Annotated in this window: 27 protein-coding genes and 1 pseudogene; 22 read left to right on the top strand and 6 right to left on the bottom strand. The window is 71.3% G+C overall.

Annotation, left to right across the window (positions count from 1 at the left end; genetic code table 11):
* Nucleotides 1–38: 38 nt before the first annotated feature.
* Nucleotides 39–929, bottom strand: coding sequence for a TIGR03620 family F420-dependent LLM class oxidoreductase (locus tag ACFZDJ_RS18825; RefSeq protein WP_390935326.1), 891 nt, complete (start codon nt 927–929; stop codon nt 39–41).
* Here ACFZDJ_RS18825 and ACFZDJ_RS18820 point away from each other — a divergent pair.
* The 18 genes and pseudogenes from ACFZDJ_RS18820 (at nt 916) to hypE (ending at nt 17,717) form a co-directional block, all read left to right on the top strand.
* Nucleotides 916–1,491 (top strand): family 43 glycosylhydrolase, encoded by a 576-nt coding sequence (locus tag ACFZDJ_RS18820; RefSeq protein ID WP_391060223.1) that lies wholly within the window; start codon nt 916–918, stop codon nt 1,489–1,491. The genes ACFZDJ_RS18825 and ACFZDJ_RS18820 overlap by 14 nt on opposite strands.
* Nucleotides 1,425–1,643, top strand: a pseudogene (locus tag ACFZDJ_RS18815) (glycoside hydrolase 43 family protein); the annotation flags it as partial. The gene ACFZDJ_RS18820 and the pseudogene ACFZDJ_RS18815, both read left to right, overlap by 67 nt.
* A gap of 82 nt (nt 1,644–1,725) precedes the next feature.
* On the top strand, nt 1,726–2,019 hold the full coding sequence (locus ACFZDJ_RS18810; protein WP_391060221.1) for a family 43 glycosylhydrolase: 294 nt from the start codon (nt 1,726–1,728) through the stop codon (nt 2,017–2,019).
* A 449-nt stretch (nt 2,020–2,468) separates the two neighbouring features.
* Nucleotides 2,469–4,280, top strand: a complete 1,812-nt coding sequence (locus ACFZDJ_RS18805) for an enoyl-CoA hydratase-related protein (protein ID WP_391060219.1) — start codon at nt 2,469–2,471, stop codon at nt 4,278–4,280.
* Nucleotides 4,281–4,329: 49 nt separating this feature from the next.
* Entirely contained in the window at nt 4,330–5,418 is a 1,089-nt protein-coding gene (locus tag ACFZDJ_RS18800) for a hydrogenase expression protein HypE (protein ID WP_168514227.1), read from the top strand.
* Nucleotides 5,419–5,501: 83 nt separating this feature from the next.
* On the top strand, nt 5,502–7,286 hold the full coding sequence (locus tag ACFZDJ_RS18795; protein ID WP_391060217.1) for a nickel-dependent hydrogenase large subunit: 1,785 nt from the start codon (nt 5,502–5,504) through the stop codon (nt 7,284–7,286).
* The gene (locus tag ACFZDJ_RS18790; RefSeq protein WP_391060215.1) at nt 7,283–7,894 is read left to right on the top strand and encodes a hypothetical protein; all 612 of its coding nucleotides are present in this window, start codon (nt 7,283–7,285) and stop codon (nt 7,892–7,894) included. The genes ACFZDJ_RS18795 and ACFZDJ_RS18790 overlap by 4 nt, the downstream gene beginning before the upstream one ends.
* Nucleotides 7,891–8,547, top strand: coding sequence for a DUF5947 family protein (locus tag ACFZDJ_RS18785; protein ID WP_384915176.1), 657 nt, complete (start codon nt 7,891–7,893; stop codon nt 8,545–8,547). Before ACFZDJ_RS18790 ends, ACFZDJ_RS18785 begins: the two co-directional genes overlap by 4 nt.
* On the top strand, nt 8,544–9,242 hold the full coding sequence (locus ACFZDJ_RS18780) for a DUF6084 family protein (protein WP_391060213.1): 699 nt from the start codon (nt 8,544–8,546) through the stop codon (nt 9,240–9,242). The genes ACFZDJ_RS18785 and ACFZDJ_RS18780 overlap by 4 nt, the downstream gene beginning before the upstream one ends.
* Complete coding sequence (locus ACFZDJ_RS18775; protein WP_391060211.1) at nt 9,239–10,687, top strand: hypothetical protein; 1,449 nt, start codon at nt 9,239–9,241, stop codon at nt 10,685–10,687. Before ACFZDJ_RS18780 ends, ACFZDJ_RS18775 begins: the two co-directional genes overlap by 4 nt.
* Nucleotides 10,684–11,244, top strand: a complete 561-nt coding sequence (locus ACFZDJ_RS18770; RefSeq protein ID WP_391060209.1) for a hydrogenase maturation protease — start codon at nt 10,684–10,686, stop codon at nt 11,242–11,244. The genes ACFZDJ_RS18775 and ACFZDJ_RS18770 overlap by 4 nt, the downstream gene beginning before the upstream one ends.
* A gap of 11 nt (nt 11,245–11,255) precedes the next feature.
* A complete protein-coding gene (locus tag ACFZDJ_RS18765) occupies nt 11,256–11,360 on the top strand; it encodes a DUF6893 family small protein (protein ID WP_391060207.1) in 105 nt (34 codons plus the stop codon).
* Nucleotides 11,361–11,539: 179 nt separating this feature from the next.
* Nucleotides 11,540–11,935 carry a hydrogenase maturation nickel metallochaperone HypA gene (gene hypA, locus ACFZDJ_RS18760; RefSeq protein WP_384915187.1) on the top strand — a complete coding sequence of 132 codons (396 nt, stop codon included), beginning with the start codon at nt 11,540–11,542 and terminating at the stop codon, nt 11,933–11,935.
* 3 nt (nt 11,936–11,938) lie between these two features.
* A complete protein-coding gene (gene hypB / locus ACFZDJ_RS18755) occupies nt 11,939–12,709 on the top strand; it encodes a hydrogenase nickel incorporation protein HypB (RefSeq protein WP_391060205.1) in 771 nt (256 codons plus the stop codon).
* Nucleotides 12,706–15,186: a carbamoyltransferase HypF gene (gene hypF / locus ACFZDJ_RS18750; RefSeq protein ID WP_391060203.1), complete on the top strand. Its 2,481-nt coding sequence runs from the start codon at nt 12,706–12,708 to the stop codon at nt 15,184–15,186. The genes hypB and hypF overlap by 4 nt, the downstream gene beginning before the upstream one ends.
* A 20-nt stretch (nt 15,187–15,206) precedes the next feature.
* Nucleotides 15,207–15,515: a HypC/HybG/HupF family hydrogenase formation chaperone gene (locus ACFZDJ_RS18745; RefSeq protein WP_054232499.1), complete on the top strand. Its 309-nt coding sequence runs from the start codon at nt 15,207–15,209 to the stop codon at nt 15,513–15,515.
* A complete protein-coding gene (gene hypD / locus ACFZDJ_RS18740; RefSeq protein ID WP_384915196.1) occupies nt 15,512–16,636 on the top strand; it encodes a hydrogenase formation protein HypD in 1,125 nt (374 codons plus the stop codon). The genes ACFZDJ_RS18745 and hypD overlap by 4 nt, the downstream gene beginning before the upstream one ends.
* A 91-nt stretch (nt 16,637–16,727) precedes the next feature.
* The gene (gene hypE / locus ACFZDJ_RS18735; protein ID WP_384915561.1) at nt 16,728–17,717 is read left to right on the top strand and encodes a hydrogenase expression/formation protein HypE; all 990 of its coding nucleotides are present in this window, start codon (nt 16,728–16,730) and stop codon (nt 17,715–17,717) included.
* A gap of 66 nt (nt 17,718–17,783) precedes the next feature.
* Here the strand turns inward: hypE and ACFZDJ_RS18730 are convergent, their stop codons facing one another.
* Nucleotides 17,784–18,578 (bottom strand): hypothetical protein, encoded by a 795-nt coding sequence (locus tag ACFZDJ_RS18730; protein ID WP_391060201.1) that lies wholly within the window; start codon nt 18,576–18,578, stop codon nt 17,784–17,786.
* Between the two features lie 305 nt (nt 18,579–18,883).
* Between ACFZDJ_RS18730 and ACFZDJ_RS18725 the strand changes: the two genes are divergently transcribed.
* Nucleotides 18,884–19,375 (top strand): VOC family protein, encoded by a 492-nt coding sequence (locus ACFZDJ_RS18725; RefSeq protein WP_390935353.1) that lies wholly within the window; start codon nt 18,884–18,886, stop codon nt 19,373–19,375.
* Entirely contained in the window at nt 19,372–20,208 is an 837-nt protein-coding gene (locus ACFZDJ_RS18720; RefSeq protein WP_168498812.1) for an SDR family oxidoreductase, read from the top strand. The genes ACFZDJ_RS18725 and ACFZDJ_RS18720 overlap by 4 nt, the downstream gene beginning before the upstream one ends.
* Before the next feature lie 74 nt (nt 20,209–20,282).
* Here the strand turns inward: ACFZDJ_RS18720 and ACFZDJ_RS18715 are convergent, their stop codons facing one another.
* Nucleotides 20,283–21,200, bottom strand: a complete 918-nt coding sequence (locus ACFZDJ_RS18715; protein ID WP_391060199.1) for an LLM class flavin-dependent oxidoreductase — start codon at nt 21,198–21,200, stop codon at nt 20,283–20,285.
* Between ACFZDJ_RS18715 and ACFZDJ_RS18710 the strand changes: the two genes are divergently transcribed.
* Entirely contained in the window at nt 21,193–21,390 is a 198-nt protein-coding gene (locus tag ACFZDJ_RS18710) for a DUF1330 domain-containing protein (RefSeq protein WP_391060197.1), read from the top strand. The genes ACFZDJ_RS18715 and ACFZDJ_RS18710 overlap by 8 nt on opposite strands.
* 48 nt (nt 21,391–21,438) lie before the next feature.
* On the opposite strand, the gene ACFZDJ_RS18705 is transcribed toward ACFZDJ_RS18710, so the two are convergent.
* From ACFZDJ_RS18705 to ACFZDJ_RS18695, 3 genes are read right to left on the bottom strand one after another with little or no spacing between them, the layout of a single operon-like run.
* The gene (locus ACFZDJ_RS18705) at nt 21,439–21,627 is read right to left on the bottom strand and encodes a ferredoxin (RefSeq protein ID WP_391060195.1); all 189 of its coding nucleotides are present in this window, start codon (nt 21,625–21,627) and stop codon (nt 21,439–21,441) included.
* Nucleotides 21,624–22,913 (bottom strand): cytochrome P450, encoded by a 1,290-nt coding sequence (locus ACFZDJ_RS18700; protein ID WP_391060193.1) that lies wholly within the window; start codon nt 22,911–22,913, stop codon nt 21,624–21,626. The genes ACFZDJ_RS18705 and ACFZDJ_RS18700 overlap by 4 nt, the downstream gene beginning before the upstream one ends.
* Nucleotides 22,910–23,203, bottom strand: a complete 294-nt coding sequence (locus ACFZDJ_RS18695; protein WP_390935363.1) for a hypothetical protein — start codon at nt 23,201–23,203, stop codon at nt 22,910–22,912. The genes ACFZDJ_RS18700 and ACFZDJ_RS18695 overlap by 4 nt, the downstream gene beginning before the upstream one ends.
* 1,064 nt (nt 23,204–24,267) lie before the next feature.
* Here ACFZDJ_RS18695 and ACFZDJ_RS18690 point away from each other — a divergent pair.
* Nucleotides 24,268–25,062, top strand: coding sequence for a SigB/SigF/SigG family RNA polymerase sigma factor (locus ACFZDJ_RS18690; protein ID WP_390935365.1), 795 nt, complete (start codon nt 24,268–24,270; stop codon nt 25,060–25,062).
* Nucleotides 25,063–25,367: the final 305 nt, after the last annotated feature.

The raw sequence follows: 25,367 nt of genomic DNA, 5'->3' as shown, positions 1-25,367 counted from the left end.
ACCAGGCACCAGCAAGGACCTGGAAGCACAGGGAAGAATCAGAGCAGGATGCCCGCCAGTCGGCGCCACTCCTCGCGCGGGAGGGAGTCGGGGATCTGCTCGGTCACCACCTGGAGCGCCACATGGTCCGCGCCCGCCGCGTGGAAGGCCTCGACACGGGCGCGGATACGGTCCTCGTCGCCCCAGGCGAAGAGCGCGTCCACGAGGCGGTCGCTGCCGCCGTCCGCGAAGTCCGACTCGGTAAAGCCCAGCCGCAGAAAGCTGTTGGTGTAGTTCGGCAGCGACAGATAGAAGGCGAGGACGCCTCGGGCGAGCGTGCGGGCGCGGTCCGGGTCCGTCTCCAGGACGACTTTGAACTCCGGTGCCAGCAGCGGGACTTCGCCCAGGATCTCACGGGCCTGCGCGGTGTGCTCCGGCGTCACGAGGTAGGGGAGTGCCCCGGCGGCGCGGTCGCGTGAGAGCTCCAGCATCTTCGGGCCGAGGGCGGCGAGCATCCGGCGTCCCGCGGCCACTCCCTTCGCGTCCAGCTCGTCCAGATACGCGACCATGCTCGCGTAGGGGCGACGGTACTGGTCCGCCATCTTGGCGTGGCTCACCCCGAGGCCGAGCACGAAGCGGCCGAAGTGGGCCGTCTCGAGTTCCGCGAAGCCCGCCGCGCTCGCGAAGGCGTCCTGCGTCCAGATGCTCTGGATGCTGGTCCCCACGATGAGCCGCTCGGTCGCCGCGAGGAGCGGCGCCGCGTTCTCCGCGGTGCCGCTGCCGCCCAACCAGGCCGCGCCGAAGCCGAGTTGCTCCAGCTCGGCGGCGGCCTCGGCGCGCTCGCCACGCCGCTGCGGATCCTCCGAGCGCAGATCCACGCTCCAGATGCCGTACCGCCCGACGGCCTCCTTGAGCGAGCGGACCTGGCTCTCGGTCGTGACGTCGTTCATCGATTCCGATCCCTTCGGTGTGGACGGGCTCCCGGCGGCAGAACCACCGTTGCCTGCGAACGTGTTCGACACTACGGTCCTCTTCGATCACCCGCTCTCGATCATCGCCCGTCGAAGGAGACGTATGCGGCAGCGGACCGCGCAGGTCGTCCGGAACCCGGTCCTGGCCGGCTCGCATCCGGACCCGTCCATCCTCCGCGTGGGAGCCGATTTCTACCTGGCGACCTCGACGTTCGAGTGGTGCCCGGGGGTACGGCTGCACCATTCCAGGGACCTCGTGCACTGGCGGCCCCTGGGCGGCGCACTGGACAGCACGCGCTTGCTGGACCTGACCGGGTGTCCCGACTGCGGCGGGGTGTGGGCGCCGAACCTGAGTCAGGCGGACGGCTTGTTCCACCTCGTCCACAGCAATGTGTCGACCTATGCGGGCGGCTTCACCGACAGCCCCAACCACCTGTCACCGCGGAGTCGATCGACGGGCCCTGGTCCGACCCGGTGCCGTTGCACGCGCGCGGTTTCGACGCCTCCCTCTTCCACGACGGCGCCGACAGCCGGCTGGTGAACCTGGTCCACGACTGGCGTCCGGGCCACGGCGGCTCGGCCGGCCTGGAGGTGACCCGCTACGACCGGGCCACGCGTCGCCTGGTCGGCGAGCCCGAACCCGTAGTGCTGCCGCCCGGGGCCGGCTGGATCGAGGGCCCCAACCTCTACCGCCGCGGCCCCTGGTACTACCTGCTGACCGCGGACGGCGGCACGGGCTACGACCACCCAGGTCACCGTCGCCCGCTCGCGCACCGTGACTGGCCCCTACGAACGCGACCCCGCGTACCCGCTGATCACCGCCCGCCATCACCCGGACCTGCCCCTCCAGAAGGCCGGGCACGGCAGCCTGGTGGACACCCCCGGCGGCCTGTCGTACCTCGCCTACCTCGTCGCCCGGCCGCACACGCGGCACGGACCCTGCGTCCTGGGCCGGGAGACCGCGCCGGCACCCGTCACCTGGACCCCGGACGGATGGCCGCGCACCCCCACCGGCCTGCCCGCCCTGGAGATACCGGCCCCGGGACCGGGGCGAGCTCACCGTCGATGAGGCGGGCGGGGAACCCCTCGGCGACACCTCGCGGCTGCGCCTCGGTCTCGACCTCGACGGATCAGCCCTGCGCTTCCGCTACGACACGGGCCCCGGCTGGCGTCCCCTCGGCCCGACGCTCGACGCGACCGTGCTCTGCGACGAACACGCAGAGGAGATGGAGGGCGACCGGATCGATCCGCGCCCTCGGGTTCACCGGCGCGTTCGTCGGACTCTGGGCCTGGGACCTGACCGGGGGCGGTCTGCCCGCCGACTTCGACGAGGCGACGTACCGCGCCTAGGTCCTGTCCGGCGGCTCATGTCGCAGACACGGGGCCGCCGGGTGGCGGGTAGGCGTCCGCTTTCGGGTGACCCCTCAGCCTGTCGTCGGGGCCCGGCGGTTCGGCGTGTCCGAGCATCGCAGTCGACCGGGGCGTCGCCGCCCGCACCGTCCGCCGCCGGAGCTCGCCGTGCACATCCTGCTCGTGGCCAGCGCCTTCAACAGTCTCACCCAGCGCGTCCACGTCGAACTGCGCGACCACGGGCACACGGTCGCGGTGGAACTCGCGCTGCTCGAGCGCCCGTTGGCCGAGGCCGTCCGACGGCACGCGCCTGACCTCGTACTCGCGCCGATGCTGAAGACGGCGATCCCCCGCGAGGTATGGGCCGCGTACCCGTGCTTCATCGTCCACCCGGGGCCCTTCGGGGACCGGGGGCCGTCCTCGCTGGACTGGGCGATCCAGCGGGGCGCCGACCGATGGGGGGTCACGGTCCTTCAGGCGGTCGAGGACATGGACGCCGGGGACGTCTGGGCGTCCGTCGACTGCGTGGTCCCGCCGGTGGGCAAGAGCGACCTGTACCGGGGCGAGATCGCCGACGCCGCGCTCACGGCCGTCCTGCTCGCCGTGGAACGCTTCGCCTCCGGGACCCACACCCCGCGCCCACAGGGTCCGGCCCACGCCGAGTACACCCCGGTGCGCATCCGCCCGTACCTCGACCAGAGCGTCCGGCGGATCGACTGGGACGTCGACTCCACGGCGACCGTCCTGCGCAAGCTGCGCGCGGCGGACTCGCAGCCCGGCGTGCTGGACGTGCTGTGCGGCGCCGAGTGGTACCTGCACGGCGGCCACCTTGAGGGCGGTCTGCGCGGTGTCCCGGGGGAGTTGCTGGCCACCCGGGCCGGGGCGATCTGCCGGGCCACGACGGACGGCGCCGTCTGGATCCCCGAGCTGCGGCGCAGGCGCGCACCGGGACAGCCGCCCACGTACAAACTGCCCGCCGCACAGGCCCTCGGCGACCGGCTGCCGTCCCTGCCGGAGCTCGCCGCACCGGATGGCGCGGACCCGTGCCGACGTACCTGGACGGACATCGGGTACCGGGAGGAGGGGAGCGTCGGAGTCCTCTCGTTCTCGTTCCCCGGCGGAGCGATGAGCACCACGCAGTGCCGACGCCTTCTCGACGCCTATCGTCAGGCGTGTGCGCGGCCCACCTCGGTGCTGGTGCTGGGCGGGCAGCGGGACTTCTTCTCCAACGGGATCCACCTCAACGTCATCGAGGCCGCCGAGGACCCCGCCGCCGAGTCCTGGGCCAACATCAACGCCATCGACGACCTCGTCGAGGCGGTCCTGACCACCACGGACCGGCTCGTGGTCTCGGCAGTCGCGGGCAACGCCGCTGCGGGCGGGACGATGCTCGCCCTCGCCGCCGACGAGGTCTGGTGCCGCGCCGGCGCCGTACTCAACCCGCACTACCGGCTCATGGGCCTGTACGGCTCGGAGTACTGGACGTACACACTGCCGCGCCGCGTGGGTGCGGCGACTGCCGACCGGCTCCTGGGCGAGGCCCTGCCGATGAGCGCGGCGAGCGCCCGCGACCTCGGGCTCGTCGACCGGGTGGTCGACTGCGGCCCCGGGGACTTCGCCGCGGAGGTCGGCCGCCTCGCGGCCCGGCTTGCGGCACTGCCGGGATCACCGTCGCGGATCGCCGCGAAGAAGGCCGAACTGGAACGCCAGGAGTGCGGCGAGCCCCTGGCCGCCTTCCGGGAGCGGGAGCTGAGCCGGATGCGCCGCACCTTCGACGACCCGGACGCCCCGTACCACGCACTGCGCCGCGCGTTCGTCCACAAGCGACGACCGGAGGCCACCCCGCCGCACCTCGACCTCACGGCGACCACGGCCACGAGGACGGCGGCGGGAGCGGGGCGGTCCCCGCTGGCGCCTGTCACTGGAACGGCCCTGGAAGACCTCTCACGTCGGCCGGATGGCTGGTACCAAGAGAGCTGATGGTCGAAATGCAGGCTTTTGTCCCTCACCTCCCCGAGGAGGCGGTCCCATGACAGCGGCGACACCCAGTACGGCCGGCGCGACGAACGCCGGTGGTGCGCCCGCCGACGAGACGCCCACGATCCACATCCTTTGGATCAACGCCGGGCTGAGCTGCGACGGCGACTCCGTCGCGCTGACGGCGGCCATGCAGCCGAGCATCGAACAGATCGCGCTCAGCGCTCTGCCGGGGCTGCCCAAGATCGCCGTCCACTGGCCCCTCATCGACTTCGAATGCGGTCCGGTCGGCGGCGCGGACACGTTCATCGAGTGGTTCTTCAAGGGGGAGCGGGGCGAGATCGACCCGTTCGTGCTGGTCGTCGAGGGGTCCATCCCCAACGAGTCGATCAAGCCCGAGGGCTACTGGTGCGGCTTCGGCGACAACCCCGAGACCGGGCAGCCGATCACGACCAGCGAGTGGATCGACCGGCTCGCGCCCAAGGCACTCGCCGTCGTCGCCATCGGCACCTGTGCCACGTACGGCGGCATCCACGCCATGGCGGGCAACCCGACCGGCGCGATGGGCGTGCCCGACTACCTCGGCTGGGAGTGGAAGTCGCACGCCGGCATCCCCATCGTGTGCGTACCCGGCTGCCCCATCCAGCCCGACAACTTCGCCGAGACACTGACGTACCTGCTCTACCAGGCGGCCGGCTCCGCCCCGATGATCCCCCTCGACGACAAGCTGCGCCCGTCCTGGCTGTTCGGCGCCACCGTGCACGAGGGCTGCGACCGCGCGGGCTACTACGAGCAGGGCGAGTTCGCGACCACCTACGACTCACCCAAGTGCCTGGTGAAGCTGGGCTGTTGGGGCCCGGTCGTCAAGTGCAACGTGCCCAAGCGGGGCTGGATGAACGGCATCGGCGGCTGTCCGAACGTCGGCGGCATCTGCATCGCCTGCACCATGCCCGGGTTCCCCGACAAGTTCATGCCGTTCATGGACGAACCTCCGGGCGCGAAGTTGTCCTCCAAGGCCAGCGGCGCCTACGGCGCGGTGGTCCGCAGACTCAGGTCGCTCACGATCAACACCGTGGACAAGGAACCGAAGTGGCGCCACACGGGAGACAAGATCACCACCGGATACCGGCCGCCGTGGTGAACCCCCGCCCCACCTGAGACACAGCTCCACCACCCCGTCCACACCCTCCCGGACCACCCGCGAAGAAGGGCACGACACACACGATGGCACCGAAGACGAAGGCGGCCGGCGACGGTAGCGGCCTGATGGAGATGGCCTGGGACCCGATCACGAGGATCGTGGGCAGCCTGGGAATCCACACGAAGATCGACTTCAAGCAGAAGCGGGTCGCGGAGTGCTACAGCACCTCGTCCGTCTTCCGCGGCTACAGCGTCTTCATGCGCGGCAAGGACCCCCGCGACGCGCACTTCATCACCAGCCGCATCTGCGGGATCTGCGGGGACAACCACGCCACCTGTTCCGTCTACACGCAGAACATGGCGTACGGCGTGAAGCCCCCGCACCTCGGTGAGTGGATCATCAACCTCGGCGAGTCCGCCGAGTACATGTTCGACCACAACATCTTCCAGGAGAACCTGGTCGGGGTCGACTACTGCGAGAAGATGGTCAAGGAGACCAACCCGGGCGTCCTCGAACTCGCCGAGCGCACCGAGGCACCGCACGCCGCCGAGCACGGCTACCGCACGATCGCCGACATCATGCGGTCCCTCAACCCCCTCGAAGGCGAGTTCTACCGCGAGGCGCTCCAGGTGAGCCGCTACACCCGCGAGATGTTCTGCCTCATGGAGGGCCGCCATGTGCACCCCTCCACGCTCTACCCGGGCGGCGTCGGCACCATCGCCTCCGTCCAGCTCTTCACGGACTACCTCAGCCGTCTGATGCGCTACGTGGAGTTCATGAAGCGGGTCGTCCCCCTCCACGACGACCTGTTCGACTTCTTCTACGAGGCCCTGCCCGGGTACGAGGAAGTGGGACGCCGACGGGTGCTGCTCGGCTGCTGGGGCGCGCTCAACGACCCCGAGTACTGCGACTTCACCTACGCCAACATGACGGACTGGGGCCGGCGGATGTTCGTCACCCCCGGCGTGATCGTCGACGGCAAGCTCGTCACCAACGACCTCACCAAGATCAATCTCGGTATCCGCATCCTGCTGGGCAGTTCGTACTACGAGGACTGGGAGGGCCAGGAGCAGTTCGTCACCCACGACCCGCTCGGCAACCCGGTCGACCCGCGCCACCCGTGGAACCAGCACACCATCCCCGCCCCGCAGAAGCGGAACTTCGACGACAAGTACAGCTGGGTCATGTCGCCCCGCTGGTTCGACGGCAAGGACCACCTCGCCCTCGACACCGGCGGCGGCCCCATCGCCCGCCTGTGGTCCACCGCCCTGTCCGGCCTCGTCGACACGGGCTATGTGAAGGCGACCGGCCACAGCGTGGTCATCAACCTGCCGCGCACCATGACCAAGCCCGAGACCACCTTCGAGTGGAAGATCCCGCGCTGGAGCAACGCGCTGGAACGCAACCGCGCGCGCACCTACTTCCAGGCCTACACCGCCGCCGTCGCCCTGCACTTCACGGAGAAGGCGCTTGAGGAGGTCCGCGCCGGACGCACCCAGACCTGGGAGAAGTTCGAGGTGCCCGACGAGAGCATCGGCGTCGGCTTCACCGAGGCGGTCCGCGGTGTGCTCTCCCACCACATGGTGATCCGTGACGGCAAGATCGCCAACTACCACCCGTACCCGCCGACCCCGTGGAACGCCAGCACCCGGGACACCTACGGCACGCCCGGCCCCTACGAGGACGCCGTGCAGAACACGCCGATCTTCGAGGAGAACTCCCCGGAGAACTTCAAGGGCATCGACATCATGCGTGCCGTCCGCAGCTTCGACCCCTGTCTGCCGTGCGGCGTGCACATGTACGTCGGTGGCGGCAAGACCGTCCAGAAGATGCACATGCCCACCGGCCTGAGCGGACTGGGCGGATGAGCGCGGGCACGACCATCGACGCGACGAGGGCGGCACCGGCGGTCGACGCGGTGCGCACCGGGCAGCGGATCGAGGACGTACTCGACCGGCTCGCCACCACCGGTGACCCGGCCGCCCGCGCGGCGGCCGAGGAACTCGTCCAGGCCCTCATGGACTTCTACGGGGCGGGCCTGGCCCGGCTGCTCCACCTGCTGTCCACGCCCGTGGGCCGCAGAACCCCCGGCGATCCCCTGGCGGGTCTGCTCGGCGACGAACTGGTCGCGAGCCTCCTCGTCCTGCACGACCTGCACCCCGAGGACCGCACGACCCGCATCACCCGCGCGCTCGACAGCGTCCGCGACCACGAACTGGACGTCGTGGACTTCGACGAGGAGACGGGCACCCTCCGGCTGCGGGCGGCCGGAGGCGGCGGATGCGGCTGCGCGGCGAGCGCTACGACGGCCCAGCAGGCGGCCGAGGACGCGCTCGCCTGCTTCGCGCCGGAGGTCACGGCGGTCGAGGTACAGACCGCCGACCGCTCAGGGGAGCCCCCGCTCCTTCAGATCGGCACCGGCCCCGGGGCCCGCGCAGGCACCACCGCCCGCCCGGCCCCGGCGAAGGCCCCATGAGCGCGCCCCCGGCTCCCCGCCCGGCCACGCGCGGCTCCGGGCTGCGCAGGTTCCTGACCGGACGTGAACCGCGGCCGGAGCGGTGCGGACTGTGCGCGGCGGCGGTGGACGAGGCACGCCACCGCCACCTGGTGGACATCGAGCACCGGGCCATCGTCTGCGCCTGTACGTCCTGCGCCCTGCTGATGGAACAGCCGGGCGCCGCACGCGGCCGTTTCCGCGCGGTTCCGGACCGCTTTCTCACCGACCCGGACCACCACCTCGACGCGGGTGCCTGGGAGGCGCTGCAGATCCCGGTCGGTGTCGCCTTCTTCTTCCGCAACGCCGCGCTCGACCGGCTGGTGGCCCTCTATCCGAGCCCGGCCGGGGCCACCGAGAGTGAGCTCGATCCGGCGACATGGACCGCCGTCCTCGGCGACAGCCGCCTCGCCGAACTGCTCGAACCCGATGTGGAGGCGCTGCTGCTGCGCCGTCACGAGGGCCGCTGCGAGTGCTATCTCGTGCCCGTCGACATCTGCTACGAACTGGTCGGCCGGATGCGCCTGTTGTGGCAGGGCTTCGACGGCGGCGCCGAGGCCCGCGCCGCCCTCGACACCTTCTTCGAACACGTCGGGCAACGCGCCCGCCCCGTACGCGAGGAGCGCCCGGCGTGACGGAGTTCGCCTTCACCTGCACCGGCGTGCACGCGGACCGGTTCGCCGCCGGACCGACCCTGGTCTTCCGGCTGCACATCACCGCGACCGGCGACGAACCGGTCCACGCCATGGCCCTGCGCTGCCAGATCCGCATCGAGCCCGCCAAGCGCGGCTACGAGACCGCGGAGGCCGAAGGGCTCGCCGACCTCTTCGGCGAGCGCGCGCGCTGGGGCAGCACCCTCCAGCCGGTGCAGTTCGCCCAGGTCTCCGTCATGGTCCCCGCCTTCACCGGGGAGACCGAGACGGACCTCGTCGTGCCGTGCACGTACGACATGGACATCGCCGCGACCCGCTACTTCGACGCGCTGACCAGCGGTGAGGTGCCGCTGCTGATGCTGTTCTCCGGCACGGCGTTCACCGGAGCGGGCGGCTTTCGCGTCGAACCCGTCCCGTGGGACCGGGAAGCGGTCTTCCGGATGCCGGTGGCCACCTGGCGGGAGATGGTCGAGCAGCACTTCCCCGGCTGCGGCTGGATCAGGCTGCCCCGCGACACCATGGACGCCCTGCTCGCCTTCCGCTCCCGACGAGCCCTGCCCTCCTGGGAGGCGACCGTGCGGGCCCTGCTCGACGAGAGTGGCGGGACGGCTCCCGCACCACCCCGAAGATTCAGTCTCACCGGCATCACCAGCACCACCGGAAGGACCGCTCCGTGAGCGTGACCACGTTCGCCCCGGAGACCGAGGCCCGCCTCGCCCTCGCCCGGCAGGTGGCCGACGCCGTCCTCTTCGAGGGCTATGTGCTCTACCCGTACCGTGCTTCGGCGGCCAAGAACCGGCTGCGCTGGCAGTTCGGCGTGCTCGTCCCGCCCGCCTGGGGCGCCGACTGCGAGGAGTACGACTTCCAGCACACCGAATGCCTGATGGAACCCAAGGCGGACGCCACCCTCGCGGTCGAGCTGCGCTTCCTGCGCGCCCGGCGCCGCACGGTCCAGCAGGCACGCCCGGACGGCGGCTTCGAGACGGTTCCCGAACTACGGCTCGGCGACCGGACCCTGGTCCCCTGGGACGAGGGAACGGAGGAGCGCGTCGAGGCGGTCATGCCCGTCGACGAACTCCTGGGCGACGGAGTGCGGGTCCCCTTCGACCGCCCCGCGGGTGAGGACACCGAGCCCGTCCTCGACGAGACCGGTCGCGTCGTCGGCCGGATGGTCCGCCGCTACGAGGAGACGAGCGGCGTACTCCGGTTGTCCGCGAGCGAACTCGACGGGCCCTACCGCGTGCTGCGGCTCACCGCGATCGTCGAGAACACCAGCACCTGGACACCCCCCGACGGCACGGCGGCCGACCGGGACGCGGCCCTCCCGCGCTCCCTGGTCGCCACCCACCTCCTCATGGGGCTGAGCGCGGGATCGTTCCTGTCGATGACGGATCCCCCCGAGTGGGCGAAGGGCGCGGTCGCGTCCTGTCGCAATCTGCACACCTGGCCGGTCCTCGCCGGCGAACCCGGGCGCGGGGACGTGGTGCTGTCCTCGCCGATCATCCTGGAGGACCACCCGGCCATCGCGCCGGAGAGCCCCGGGGCCCTGTACGACGCCACCGAGATCGACGAGATCCTCGCCCTGCGCACCGCCGCGCTCACCGACGAGGAGAAGCGCGAGGCCCGGGGCACCGACGACCGGGCGGCCGCCGTGATCGACCTGGCGGACACCATGCCGCCGGAGGTCCTGGAACGCCTGCACGGGGCGGTGCGCAGTCTGCGCGAGGTGACCGGAGTGGGCGAGAGCACGGGAACGGCGTCCGCTCCGGCCGCGGACGGCTTCCCCGACGAGTTCGGCGTGCCGCGTCCCGACACCCCGTGGTGGGACCCGGCGAGCGACGCCGGCTTCGACCCGGGGCAGGACCGGATCGTCGTCGACGGCCGCTCGCTGGGCGCGGGAAGCAGGGTGCTGCTGCGGCCCGGACTGCGCCGCACCGACGCGCAGGACCTGTTCCTCGCGGGCCGTACGGCGAAGGTCGAGGCCGTGCTGCACGACGTGGACGGCGGAGTGCACCTGGCGGTGACGGTCGAGGACGATCCGGGCGCCGACATCCGCCGCGAACAGGGCCGCTTCCTCTACTTCCAGCCCGACGAGGTCGAACCGCTGGAGGACGAGGCATGAGCCTGCCCGCGGACCCACCCCGCCGGGAGAGCGGCAAGGTACTCGTCGCCGGAATCGGGAACATCTTCCTCGGGGACGACGGCTTCGGCGTCGAAACCGTGCGCGCCCTCACCGGGCGGCAACTGCCCCCGCACGTCGAGGCCGTGGACATCGGCGTACGGGGCGTGCATCTCGCGTACCAGGTCCTCGACGGCTACGACACCCTGATCCTCGTGGACGCCACCGCACGCGGCGAGCGACCCGGGACCCTGTACGTCATCGAACACGACAGCGCCGACGCGGGCGATGCGCACGACGCACCGCTCGACGGACACCGGATGACCCCCGACGCCGTGCTCGCGCTGCTGGGGACCCTCTGCGCCACAACCGGCGGGCAGCCGCCGCGCCGCACGCTGGTCGTGGGATGTGAGCCCGCCTGCGTCGAGGAGGGCATCGGGCTCAGCCCGCCGGTGTCGGCCGCCGTACCGGAGGCAGTCCGGCTGATCGAAGAATTGCTGCGGGCCGACGAACCGGGAGAGTCCGCGCCGCGGGCCACGGTCGGCGAAGCCGCGAAGTGAGGAGAGAAGCCATGATCAAGACCCTCGTCGGCGGCGCGCTGGCCGCCGTTGTCACCGCCGTCCTCGTGCAGATCCTGCCCGACCTCAGACGCTATCTGCGGATCCGCGGCATGTGAGCCGACGCCCCGGGTCGTACGCCTTCCGGTCGCACGCCCCCGGCCACGCGCGTCGCGCCGTGCTGTTGCGGCGAACGGCGTACGCGGCCGGCCGGCGACGGCGTGCCGGTCCGCCGCCCTCGGACGCCTCCCCTCTAATGAGGGGCGGCGGACGCCCTGCCCGAGACGGAGACCGGTCGATGCACGAGATGTCCCTCGCGATGGCGGTGATCGGCCAGGTGGAAGAGGCGGCGCAGCGGGCCGGTGACGTCACGGCCGTGCGCTCGGTACGGCTTCAGGTGGGCGAGCTGGCCGGTGTGGTACCCGATGCCCTCTCCTTCTGCTTCGAACTGGCCTGCGCCGGAACCGTGCTGGAGGGCGCCGAACTGGTCACCGAAGCCGTGCCGGGACGGGCCCGCTGCGCACCCTGCGCGCACGAATGGGCGGTCGGCATGCCGCCCGCGCTGACCTGCCCGCGGTGCGGCGGAGCCACCACAGAGCTGCTGGCGGGCCGGGAACTCCAGATCCTCAGCGTGCAGTGGGAGGACGGCCCGGCGCACGCCCACCCCCGCGAACCGATCTCCGAGGAGCGCTGAACCATGTGTCGTGTGGTCGACCTGCAGCAGGCCGTCCTGGCCAAGAACGACGAGACCGCGCACACCCTGCGCGCCGGCCTTGCGGCCCGCGGCACCACGGTCGTCAACCTGCTCTCCAGCCCCGGCAGCGGCAAGACCGCCCTGCTGGAGAGGGAACTGGGGCTCGCGCGGGAACGGTCCGTGCCCGTCGCGGCGCTCACCGCCGACCTCGCCACCGAGAACGACGCGCAGCGGCTGGCCCGCTCGGGCGTCCCGGTCAAACAGGTCCTCACGGACGGACTGTGCCACCTGGAGGCCGGGATGCTCGGCCGCCACCTGGAGGGCTGGCTGCCCGACGACACCCGGCTGCTGTTCGTCGAGAACGTCGGCAACCTCGTCTGCCCGGCCTCCTACGACCTCGGGGAGACGCTGAGAGTCGTACTCGCCTCCGTGACCGAGGGCGAGGACAAGCCGCTCAAGTACCCCACCGCCTTCGGCCTCGCCCATCTGGTGCTGGTCACCAAGACCGACATCGCCGAGGCCGTCGAGTTCGACGAGGCGGCGTTCCGCGCGAACGTCGAGCGGGTCAACCCCGGAGTGGACGTGCTGCTGACCTCGGCCCGCCGGGACCGGGGCGTCGGCGCCCTGCTCGACCGGGCGCTGGCGGCCGCGGACGGCGCCCCGCTCCACGAGCCCGTCATGGCACACCGACCCGACGGCACCTCAACCACCCACCATCACCACGGCCATGAGCACCCGCACGGCACCGGCGCCATGGCGCACTCCCACTCGTGAGCGGTCCGCACTCCCCGGCCGCCGTCGCCGACGGGACGCCGCTGCGCCGACGGGTCACCGTACGGGGTGTGGTGCAGGGCGTCGGCTTCCGCCCGTACGTCTACACCCTCGCCACCGGCCTCGAACTGTCCGGCCATGTCACCAACACCCCCGAGGGTGTCATCGCGGAGGTCGAGGGCCCTCCCTCGGCCGTCGCCCGGTTCTGTGACCGCATCGCCGTCCAGGCACCGCCGCTGGCCCGCGTGGACTCCGTACACCACGACGACGTACCCGTCACCGGTGACGCCGCGTTCACCATCCTCGCCTCCCGCACGGGCGGACCGGCGGGCACCCTGATCCCGCCGGACACGGCCACCTGCGCCGAGTGCCTGCGCGAACTCGCCGATCCCGCCGACCGGCGCCACCGCCACCCCTTCATCAACTGCACCCACTGCGGCCCCCGGTTCACCATCGTCACCGGCTTGCCCTACGACCGCTCCCACACGACCATGGCCGGCTTCCCGATGTGCTCCGACTGCGCCCGGGAGTACGCAGATCCGGCCGACCGTCGCTTCCACGCGCAACCCGTCGCCTGTCCGGCCTGCGGCCCGCGACTGCGGCTGCTCGTCCCCCGACCGGGCGTGAGCGGCCCTCCGGAGCCCGTCGCCGGAGCGGACCCGGTCGCCGAGGCCCGCCGGCTCCTGGCGGACGGCGCGATCCTCGCGGTCAAGGGCCTCGGCGGCTACCACCTGGCCTGCGACGCCACGGACCCCGCAGCCGTCGACCTGCTGCGCCGCCGCAAGGCCCGAGGGGACAAACCCTTCGCCGTCATGGCCCGCAGCCTCGACGACCTCTGGCACCTCGTACGGATCAGTGCCGAGGAGCGGAGCCTGCTCGCCGGCGCCGCCCGCCCCATCGTGCTGCTGCGCCGCCGTAGGGAGGTACCCGTGGCGGGGGCACCACGGCCCGCCGACTCCGTCGCGCCCGGCAGCCCCGACCTCGGCGTCATGCTGCCGTACACCCCCCTGCACCACCTGTTGTTCGGACTGCCCGGCGACCCCGAGGGACCCCCGCTGTTCGTCATGACCAGCGGCAACGTGTCCGGTGAGCCGATCGTCACCGACGACGGGGAGGCGCTGGAGCGGCTGGCGGGGCTGGCCGACGGCTGGCTCACCCACGACCGGCCGATCCATGTGCCGTGCGACGACTCCGTGGTGCGCGTGTGCGACGGCGCGTTGTTGCCGCTGCGTCGCGCCCGCGGCTACGCGCCCCTGCCGCTGACCCTGCCGGTCCCGGTGCGCCCGGCCCTCGCCGTCGGCGGGGACCTGAAGAACGTGCTCTGCCTCGGCGAGGGCCGCCGGGCCTGGCTGTCGGCCCACATCGGTGACATGGACGACCTCGCCACCCAGCACGCCTTCGAACGCGCCGTGGCCCAACTGGGGTCCATCACCCCCGTACGCCCCGAACTGCTCGCGGCCGACCGGCACCCCGGATACCGCTCGGCGCGCTGGGCCGACCGGAACGCGGCGGGCCGGCCCGTCGTACGCGTCCAGCACCACCACGCCCATGTCGCCGCCGCGATGGCCGAACACGGGCTGGACGGCAGGCGGCCGGTGATCGGGGTCGCCTTCGACGGCACGGGCTACGGCGACGACGGGGCGGTGTGGGGCGGGGAGATCCTGCTCGCCGACTACGACGGCTTCACCCGGTTCGGGCACCTCGCGTATGTGCCGCTGCCCGGCGGTGACGCGGCGGTGCGGCGGCCGTACCGGATGGCGCTCGCGCATCTGCGCGCGGCGGGGATCGAGTGGTCGGACGAGCTGGCCTGCGTGAGCGCCTGCCCACCCGACGAACGGCGCGTACTGGAGCGGCAGTTGGAGCGCGATCTGAACTGCGTCCCCACCTCCAGCATGGGCCGCCTCTTCGACGCGGTGTCCTCCCTCGCGGGCGTCTGTCACGCCGTCGGCTACGAGGCCCAGGCGGCGATGGAGCTGGAGGCCGCGGCGCTGCGGGCTCCCGCCGGGGACCCTGTCGCATATGCGTTCGCCCTTCGACCGGCAGGGCTGACCGGCAGTGCGCCACCGGCGGCCACCGGCCCCGGGTCGGGCGGCGGCGCCCGCCCCGCACAGGGGGCACGCGGCGGTGTGGACGAGGGCCTCGTCCTCGCGGATCCCGCACCGGTGTTCGCGGCGATCGTCGAGGACCTGCGCGCGGGTGCCGGACCGGCCGTCGTCGCGGCACGCTTCCACCGGGCCGTCGCCGGGCTCGTGCACCGCGTCTGCGTGCTGGCCCGCGAACGGCACGCGGTCGAGACGGTGGCCCTGACCGGCGGGGTGTTCGCCAACTCCCTGCTGTCCTCCGCCTGCGCGGCGGCCCTGGGCGCGGACGGGTTCACGGTCCTGCGCCACCACCTGGTCCCGCCGGGCGACGGCGGTCTGGCCCTCGGGCAGCTCGTGGTGGCCGCGCGCGCCGAGGACCTTACCCGAGCCAACGACTGACCAACAGCGAGGAGAGGCTCATGTGCCTGGCGGTACCTGGCAGAGTGCTGGACATCGAGGAACGGGACGGCACCCGGATGGCCAACGTCGACTTCGGCGGTGTGGTCAAGGAGGTGTGCCTGGAGTACCTGCCCGACCTCCAGGTCGGCGAGTACGCCATCGTGCACGTCGGATTCGCCCTGCAGCGCCTCGACGAGGAGTCGGCGAAGCAGACGCTCGAACTGTTCGCCACCCTCGGCCTGCTGCAGGAGGAGTTCGGCGACCCCTGGGAGATGGCCGCGGAGGCGGGCGAGGCCCTGCCGTCCGCGGGAGAGGAGGCGCGGAAGTGAAGTACATCGACGAGTTCCAGGACCCCGACCTGGCACGTCGGCTGCTCGACGACATCCACTCCACGGTGACCAGGCCATGGGCGCTGATGGAGGTCTGCGGCGGACAGACGCACACCATCATCCGTCACGGCATCGACCAACTCCTGCCGGAACAGGTCGAGTTGATCCACGGGCCGGGGTGTCCGGTGTGTGTGACCCCGCTGGAGGTCATCGACAAGGCGCTGGAGATCGCCTCCCGGCCCGGGGTGATCTTCTGTTCCTTCGGCGACATGCTCCGAGTGCCCGGCACGGGACGGGACCTGTTCCAGGTGCGGGGCGCGGGCGGAGACGTGCGCGTCGTGTACTCGCCGCTCGACGCCCTGCGGGTCGCCCAGCAGAACCCCGACCGCGAGGTCGTCTTCTTCGGCATCGGCTTCGAGACGACCGCGCCGCCCAACGCGATGACGGTGTATCAGGCCCGCAGGCTCGGCATCCCGAACTTCAGCCTGCTGGTGTCCCACGTCCGCGTACCGCCCGCCATCGAGGCGATCATGCAGTCACCGACCTGCCGCGTCCAGGGCTTCCTGGCGGCCGGGCACGTGTGCAGCGTGATGGGGGTGGGGGAGTACCCGGAACTGGCGGAGCGCTTCCGCGTCCCGATCGTCGTGACCGGATTCGAACCCCTGGACATCCTCGAAGGCGTACGCCGGACCGTGGCGCAACTGGAGCGCGGCGAACACACCGTCGACAACGCCTACCCCCGTGCCGTCCGCCCGGAAGGGAACCCGGCCGCGCGGGCCATGCTGGAGGACGTCTTCGAGGTGACGGACCGGGCCTGGCGCGGCATCGGGGTGATCCCCGACAGCGGCTGGCGGCTGTCCCCGAAGTACCGGGAGTACGACGCCGAGTACCGTTTCTCGGTCGACGGCATCCAGACCCGCGAACCGGCCGCCTGCCGCAGCGGCGAGGTCCTGCAGGGACTGCTCAAGCCGCACGAGTGCGAGGCGTTCGGCACGCTCTGCACCCCCCGCACCCCGCTCGGCGCCACCATGGTCTCCAGCGAGGGCGCCTGCGCCGCGTACTACCTCTACCGGCGCCTGGACCTCACCCCCGCGCCCCGGGAGGCGACCCCCGTTGTCTGAGACCACCGGCACCACCGAACTCCGTACGCCCGTACTCGACCCCGCCGCCTGGACCTGCCCGGCCCCGCTGCGCGACCAGCCGCGGATCGTCATGGGCCACGGGGGAGGCGGAGCCCTGTCCGCCGAACTCGTCCAACACGTCTTCGCGCCCGCGTTCGGCGGTGACGTGCTCGCTCAGCTGGGCGACGCCGCGGCAGTGTCGCTGGGCGGTGTCCGGATGGCCTTCTCCACCGACTCCTTCGTGGTGCGGCCACTGTTCTTCCCCGGTGGCAGCATCGGTGACCTCGCCGTCAACGGCACCGTCAACGACCTCGCCATGAGCGGCGCCCGGGCCGCCTACCTCTCCTGCGGCTTCATCCTGGAGGAGGGAGTCGAGATGGAGACCGTCGCCCGCGTGGCCGAGGCGCTCGGCGCGGCGGCGCGGGCCGCGGGCGTCGAGGTCGCGACCGGTGACACCAAGGTGGTCGAGGCCGGGCACGGCGACGGGATCTTCATCAACACGGCCGGTATCGGGCTCATCCCGGCGGGCGTAGACCTGCGCCCGCAGCGCGTCGTGCCCGGCGATGTCGTGATGGTCAGCGGTGCGATCGGCGTGCACGGTGTGGCGATCATGAGTGTGCGTGAGGGCCTGGAGTTCGGGGTGGAGATCGAGAGCGACTGTGCGGCGCTCGGCGGTCTGGTCGACGCCATGCTCGCCGTCACCCCGGATCTGCATGTGCTGCGCGATCCCACCCGGGGCGGGCTGGCCGCCGCCCTGAACGAGATCGCGGCGGCCTCGGGCACCGGCGTCGTCATCCGGGAGCGTGACGTCCCTGTCCCGCCGGCCGTCGCCAACGCCTGCGCCGTCCTGGGCCTCGACCCGATGTACGTGGCCAATGAGGGCAAGCTGGTGGCGTTCGTGCCCCGCGAGCACGCCGACGCCGTCCTGGACGCCATGCGGGCGCACCCGCTGGGTACGCAGTCCAGGGTCATCGGCGAGGTCGTGGACGCCCATCCGGGCATGGTGGTGGCTCGCACCGGGCTGGGCGGTACCCGGGTGGTCGACCTGCCGATCGGGGAACAGCTGCCGAGGATCTGCTGACGCCTGGCGGGACGGCGGCGCGGGCGAGATGAACTGATGACCCGAGCCGCCCGCACGGCCGATGTCCTACGCGAGGCGCTCGGCGTCCCCGATGTCGTTGCGGGACACGGCCAGGTAGCCGACGAAGCCGATGATGGCGACGGTCCAGGACAGGGTGACCGGTCCCAGCCCGAGGTCGAGGCCGCCGCGGGCGTGGCTCAGGGCCATCCAGTCGGCGACCGAGGCGCCGAGCGGGCGGGTGATGACGTACGCGGTCCAGAAGGCGGCCACCGCGTTGAGCGCGCCCCACTTGTGCATGACGGCCGGGACGGCGATGGCGACGGCGTACAGCACGGCCGAACCGAGGTAGCCGAGGCCGACCGTGGCGGAGAGGTCACCGGCGGCGGTACCGAGCGCGAAGGTGGCCAGCACGGTGGCCCAGTAGAAGAGCTCGCGACGGCGGGCGTGGATGCTGTGGATGGAGAGGGTCTTCTCGCTGGCGTACCAGACGGCGAACACGGCTGCCAGCGCGGCCATGAAGAAGGGGGTGGAGATCGTGTAGGGGACGCCCAGGCCGATGTGCAGGACGTCCGCGGCCATGGTGCCGAACACGCTGACCATCACGATCGCCGTCCAGTAGATCCAGGCGACGTAGCGACGGGCCCTGAGCTGGACGGCGAGCGCCACCACGAGGGCCAGCCCGCCGAGGCCGACCGCGGGGATCGGCCCGAGAGTCTTGGCGAGGAGGTCCGAGGCGGTCTCACCCATGCCGGTGGTGAGCACCTTGATCACCCAGAAGTAGACGGTGACTTCCGGGACCTTGCTCGCCAGATGGGTGGGGCCGGCGGCGCGACGACGGCGGGTGAGGTGCTCTGTGCTCATGCCCGCACGATGACATGACGAACTGCCCTGGTCACAGGGTTCTTTGCCATTGCTTTGGAGCTTCTGGTGCAGGAGTTGCCAGGACCCGCGAGGGACCTGAACGCAACCTGAACACCTACGCCGCGCCCCCCGGATCCGTTGGGATGCGACACGCATCCGATGGTACGAAGAAAGGTCGTCGCCGGGCCTCGCGATGACCTCCCCCGCCCTTCCATTGCGCTTCCCGACCACGCGTGAGAACATCATTCTCATTTCGAAGAATGAACTTCTTTGTGGTGGTTGAACTCAATGACGAGGGAGACACGTTGGAAGCGACGGAGTACGGGCAGGCGGCCGTCGGCCGGGTGCTGAAGGCTCAGGACCAGTTCCATCTCGGCATCGTCGTCGAGGACTTCGAGACGACCCTGACCGAGTTCTCCTCCCTGTTCGGGTACAAGTGGTGCGGCGAGATCAGCGGACCGGTCCCGGTCACACTGCCGGACGGAGACGCGGTGGTCGAGCTCGGGTGCGTGTTCTCGACGACGACACCCCGCCTCGAGATCGTCCGGCGCGTCCCGGGGACCCTGTGGGAACCGGCGGCCGGCGGCGCCGTTCATCACGTCGGCTACTGGTCCGACGACGTCGCCGCGGACGCCGCCGAACTGGAACGCCACGGTTTCGTCCGGGAGGCGACGCGCCAGGGTGCCGACGGCGCCCCGTTCGCGTTCCTGCGCAGCCCGGCCAGCGGCTACCGCGTCGAGCTCGTGAGCCGGGTGGCGCAGCAGAGCCTGGAGCGGTTCTGGGGGATGAGCGCATGACGACCGTCGGGATCGTCACCGGCGCCGGCCGCGGGATGGGGCTGGCCTGCGCGCAGCGGCTCACCGACCAGGTGGACAGGCTGCTTCTCGTCGACCGGGACGAGGCGACCGTGACCGCGGCGGCCAAGGACCTGTCCGCCACCGGTCGGGGCGCCGTCGTCGAGCCGTTCGTCCTCGACATCACCGACGCCGAGGGCCTGGCCGGGCTCGCCGCACGCGTCGGCGAACTGGGCACCCTGCGCGCCGTCGCCCACGCCGCGGGCATCTCGCCCACCATGGCCGACTGGCGTCGTATCTTCACCGTCGACCTGGTCGGGACCGCGCTGCTGGCCCGGACGCTCCGACCGCTCGCCACCGAGGGCACGGCCCTGGTGTGCTTCGCGTCGATGGCTCCGCTGCTCGGCGGCACCGACCCCGACCCGGCCGTCGACGCCGTGCTGGACGACCCGCTCGACGAGCGGTTCCTCGACCGCGTCCACGAGGCCGTCGGGCCGGGCATCGAGGACACCGGTATCGCGTACGCGTGGGCCAAGCGCGGGGTGCACCGCTTCGTCCAGCGCGAGGCGGTGCGCATCGGGCCGCTCGGTGCCCGTGTCTGCTCGGTGTCCCCCGGGCTGATCGACACTCCTCAGGGGCGGCAGGAATCCGCGAGCCATCCGGGGATGGAGCTGCTGCTGCGGCAGACCCCGCTCGGCCGGCAGGGGCGGTCCGAGGACGTTGCCGCGGCCGTCGCCTTCCTGTTGTCGTCCGAGGCCGGTTTCCTCAGCGGGATCGACCTTCTCGTGGACGGCGGTGTGTGCGCCGCCGTCCGGACACGAGCAGGTCGCAAGTGAGTTCGTGCGAGCGCACGTACGAGCGCACATGCGGCCTCGTGAGTGCCCGTGAGTGCCCGTGAGCGCCAGTGAGTTCAGTGGTCCGCCACCGGCCGCTGCCGGTGGGCGGTGGCGAAGGCGCGCAGTTCGCGGGCGACGTCGGGCCCGCTCGGCGTGTAGACGACCTCATGGAAGCCGAGGTCGGCGAGCCGCGCCAGACTTCTGCCGACCCGGGCCGCGTCGCCGACCATCGTCTTGAGGTCGATGTGACCGAGGAGTCGGCGGTCGCGGTCGGGGAGGTGAGTGACATGGCCCTCGAAGGTGAGCAGATGGCGTTCGTCCTCGGGGCCGAGTTCCTCGAGGGCCGCCCGCCAGGCCCGGCCCCCGGGCAGGGCGTCGACCGCCTCGGCGCCGCCCTTGGCGTACGCGTTGTGCCAGTCGACGACCCGCCACGCTCCGATCGCCTCCCGGACGCGGTCCGCGTCGCGGTCCTCGTCGGGGTCCTCGTCGGGGTCGAGCACGGTGCCGGAGACGATGGTCGCGGTCGGGAGCGCGGGGTGCGGAGGTCCTATGACGCCGTCGGCCACTTTCTCGGCCAGCGCCGTGCCCCGGGGGCCGAACACGCTGATCCAGAGCGGGACCCGGATCGGTCGCGAGGCGGTGAGGCCGCCCGCGTGCAGCATCCGCACCGGCTTGCCGTCCGCGATCGCCGTCTCCCCGGCGAGCAGCCGGCGCAGGGCCGTCATGTAGTCGGCGAGGGCGTCCAGCGTCATCGGACGCCGGCCCACCGCGAGCCGGGCCGTGAACCCCGTACCGAAGCACGCCCGGAAGCGCCCGCCGGAGACACGGGCGACGGTGGCGATGCCGGAAGCCATGGTCATGACCGACCGCTGGCCGGGGATGAGGACGGCCGTGCTGAGCCCGATGCGGGTCGTCCGCCGCGCGGCGAGGGCGAGATGGACGAAGGCGGGATCGATCGCGCAAGGCAGGGCCGCCGTCCTGGCGGTGGACACAGGGCCCCAGGTCCTGGAGGGCAGCTGGCACGGCAACCGTACGGTCGTCCTCGAATTCGAGTCCGTTGAGGCGGCGCGTGCCTGGTACGAGTCGGACGCGTACGCGGAGGCGAAGCCGCTGCGGCAGGCCGCGGCCGACTGCAACGTCGTGATCGTCTCCGGGTTCGAGATGCCGTCGCGATCCGCGTGAAGGAGTGGTGCCGTTCGTGGCCCGCGCGGTGTGCGCGGGCCACGAACGTCAGTCCAGCGTGATGGCGCGCTCGGGGCAACTGCCCATCGCCGTACGCACGGTGTCCTCGAACTCGACGGGTACTTCCGGCGTGAGCACCACCGCGTAGCCGTCGTCGGTCAGGTCGAACACCTCGGGGCAGAGCGACCAGCAGACCCCGTGCCCCCGGCAGCGGTCCTCGTCGACCTTCGCCTTCACCGCGCCGGCTCCTCGGCGAGGGTGAACTCGACGTTCAGGTTGGTCAGACCGCGCAGGATGTACGTCGGGATGTAGCGGTACCGGCGCTCGCCCTCGGGGCCGTGCACGCGCTCCGAGAGCCTGATGTCGGCCGTGCGGTCGAGGAGCCGCTCGATGGCCACCCGGCCCTCGGCGCGGGCCAGCGGCGCACCGGGGCAGGTGTGGATGCCCCGTCCGAACGCGATGTGGTGGCGGGCGTTGGCGCGGGAGGGGTCGAAGGTGTCCGGCTCCTCGAAGTGGCGGGGGTCGCGGTTCGCGGCCCCGTTCAGCACCATCACCGTGGTGCCGGCCGGTATGTCGACACCGCCCACCGTGGTCGGCACCCTGGACAGCCGGAAGTCGCCCTTGATCGGGCTCTCCATCCGCAGTGCCTCTTCGATGAAGTTGGGGATGAGGTCGCGCTCCTCGCGCAGTCGCCGCTGCAGCTCGGGGCGCTCGACGAGCAGCTTGAGGGCGGAGCTGAGCAGCCGGACCGTGGTCTCCTGGCCCGCCGCGAAGAGATTGGTCGCCACCCGGGCCACATCGGCGACGTCGGGTGCCGAGCCGTCCGGGAACGTCGCCGAGGCCAGACCGGAGAGCACGTCGCCCCGCGGTTCGCGGCGCCGCTCCTCGACATAGGACGCGAACCGCTCGTACAGATACTCCAGCGGCGTGTGCTCCATCTCCCGTTCCGTGCTGCCCACACCGCCGTCCGTCTGCGGCCGGTGCTCCAGCCCCCTGACGAACTCCTCGCGGTCCTCGTCGGGCACGCCGAGCAGATCGGTGATGACCTGCAGGGTGAACGGGCCCGCGAAGCCGCTGATGAAGTCGCCCTCGCCCTGGGCGAGGAACGTGTCCAACTGACGGTCGGCCAGCCGCCACATCGCCGCCTCGTTCTCCTTGAGGCGTCTTGGTGTGATCAGTCGCATCAGCAGCGCGCGGTGGTCCGTGTGCGTCGGCGGGTCGAGGGTCGGAAGCTGGTCGCTGAAGGGGAGTTCGGCACGGTGCCGCTCGATGAGCTCGGTCACGTCGTCCCCTTCGAGCGGGACCGGGAACCCCGGGAAGGGGCCGGTCACCGAGAGGCACGACGAGAACGTCTCGCTGTCGTTGAACACTTGAACCGCTTCGTCGTACCCCGTCACCATCACCACGTCGTGGTGGCTTTCGCGCTGTACGGGACACTTCCCGCGCATGGCCTCGAAGTACGGGTAGGGGTCCGCGACGAGCCCGTCGTCCCGGAAGAAGTTCATCGCCTCGAAGTCGTTCACCGTGTGCAACGCTCCCTTCGGCACCGGGCGCGTGTGTCCCGGTGGTCGTGAATGGTGGGTCGGCTGGGCCCGGGCGCCCAGTTCGGTGCCCAGGTCGGGCTCGTCCAGGGGCCGAACAGGCCGCTGCGCGTGGCGATCTCGATGACGTACTGGTAGTCGGCGGGCCACATTCGGCGGGGTGCGCCCGAGGTGATGACCATGCGGTGCGGGCCGTCGAGTTGGTAGTGCGGTGCCTCGATGCCGTTCATCTTGGGCCGGAAGACGAACCCCGCCCCTACCTCGCAGTGCACCGGCAGCAGGCCGTAGTCGTTTTTGTCCAGGTCGAAGACCGACGTTCAGCCAGGCCCGCTTGAAGACCGCCTCGCGCTCGACTGCGTAGAACTCGGGTGAGACGCAGTCCTCGTACGACATCACTCCCGTTCCCAGGTCCGGGTAGTGCTCGGTCCAGCTGCCCTCGGCCGGCTTCGGATAAAGGGCCATCGCGTCAGTCCTCCGATACGGGCGTTGCCCGAACAGCTACGATCGCGCGGACGAGAACTCCATTCTCTTCATTGAGTATTAGATTTCCACGGTGTGGCTGCCCCGTCAACGGTCGGTGGAGGGCCGGGTGAATCCGGGGTCACGCACGGGGCGATGCGGCCGTGGCGCCTCTCGCCGCGGCGGGGTGAGAGGCGCAGGTCGCCGGGGCACCGGTGCCGCGCGGGCGGCAACACCTCGGACGGTCATCCGAATTGGGCATGTCGGCATCGCGCCCCGCTATTTCGGTGCGTCTGCCCTGAGGTCTGCCCTGAGGCCTGTCCTGAAGCCCGTCCTCAAGGGCCGTCGACGTCCGCGGGGCAGGCGTTCGGGACGGCCGCCGGGGTCGCGATGTCGTAATGACCGGTCTGGGGTGACTCGTACGCGCGTTGTTCCGGCGGGCCGGCTCGCCGCTGGTGTCGGCGTGCCCCGCCTCGGATCCGCATCGCGAATCCGGCGTCGAATCGCTCGTTTCGTGCGGTGTATTGCACGGTGAATTGCTTGTCGGCAGGTTCGGAGATCGCGGGGAGGTTGGGTGGAGGTGGGGCGACGAATTCACGGCGTACGGATGGTGTACGGATATGGATTCGCGGACGATTCGTGACGCTCCAGAATCGTCCACTCGCCCGGTGTCACGTTCTTTGGGTGATCCTCCGGGGATTGTTCCCGAATTGTTTGACTGACCGATATGAGGGAATTGTCACCTCAGTGCTTCGGACAGGAGGCACGTCCGTGGGAGCTGGTCCGCCAGATCGCCGGTGTCTTCCGTCCGGTTTTTTGTGCTTGCCCTCCCATGGGGACTGCCCCGTCGGCAACCCCTGAGGGAGTTGTGAGCACCATGCGCATGACGTCCGGCACCAAGCGACACCCCCACGACGACGCCCCCGACACCGCCGCGGCGTTCGCCCGCCTCGCCGGCCTGCCCGCCGGGCCCGAGCGGCAGGCGCTGCGCGAGGAGATCATCCAGTCCTGGCTGCCCATGTCGGAACGTGTCGCCGGCCGCTACCGGGGCAAGGGCGAGTCCGTCGAGGACCTCAACCAGGTCGCCGCGCTCGGCCTCGTCAAGGCCGTCGACCGCTACGACCCCGAGCTCGGCAACGCCTTCGAGAGCTACGCCGTCCCCACCATCACCGGCGAGATCAAACGCCACTTCCGCGACCACATGTGGACGCTGCACGTCCCGCGCCGCGTCCAGGACGTGCGCAACAGAGTGCGCGCGGCTCTCAAGGACCTGTCGCAGACGATGCAGGGACAACGGCCCACCGTCGCCGAGATCGCCGCGTACGCGCACCTGAGCGAGGACGAGGTACGCACCGGTCTCGAGGCCCTGGACAGCTTCTCCGCCCTCTCCCTGGACGCCGAACTGCCCGGCGGGGACGACGGCTACGCGCTCAACGACGCGCTGGGCGCGCCCGACACCGGGTTCGACCTGGTCATCGACCGCGAGTCGGTGAAACCGGCCCTGTACGAGCTCCCCGAGCGCGAACGGACCATCCTCTACCTGCGCTTCTTCCAGGGCATGACGCAGAGCTGCATCGCCGATCAACTCGGCATCTCACAGATGCACGTCTCCCGCCTCCTCAGCGACTGCTGCTCCACTCTGCGCGAACAGGTGCTCGCCGATGCGGCCTAGGGCCTGTCTGGGCCGTGGACGACACCCGACCGCCCGGGGGGTTGCCCCGTCCGGGCGGTCGGAGGCGAGCTCACTGCCGAACCCTCCCGGGAGTGGTTGGCCAGCGGGCCACCTCTTTCTGAACTACCTGGGTGGATCAGATCCAAACAAATTCCGCGGCTACGGGGCGGGGGAGTGTCGGGGATTTGCGTGGGCCCGTACTTGTCGAGCGTGTCCTCCAGGGCCGCGCGAATATCGGGCGGCAGATCGCCCTGCCGCCCCAGACGAGAATCATTTCCGCGACAGTGCGCAGCGGAGGCCGACTC

Origin of the sequence: Streptomyces sp. NPDC007896 (genome assembly GCF_042959425.1) — a bacterium.
Lineage (GTDB): Bacteria > Actinomycetota > Actinomycetes > Streptomycetales > Streptomycetaceae > Streptomyces.
This window is presented reverse-complemented; position numbering and strand designations above follow the sequence as displayed.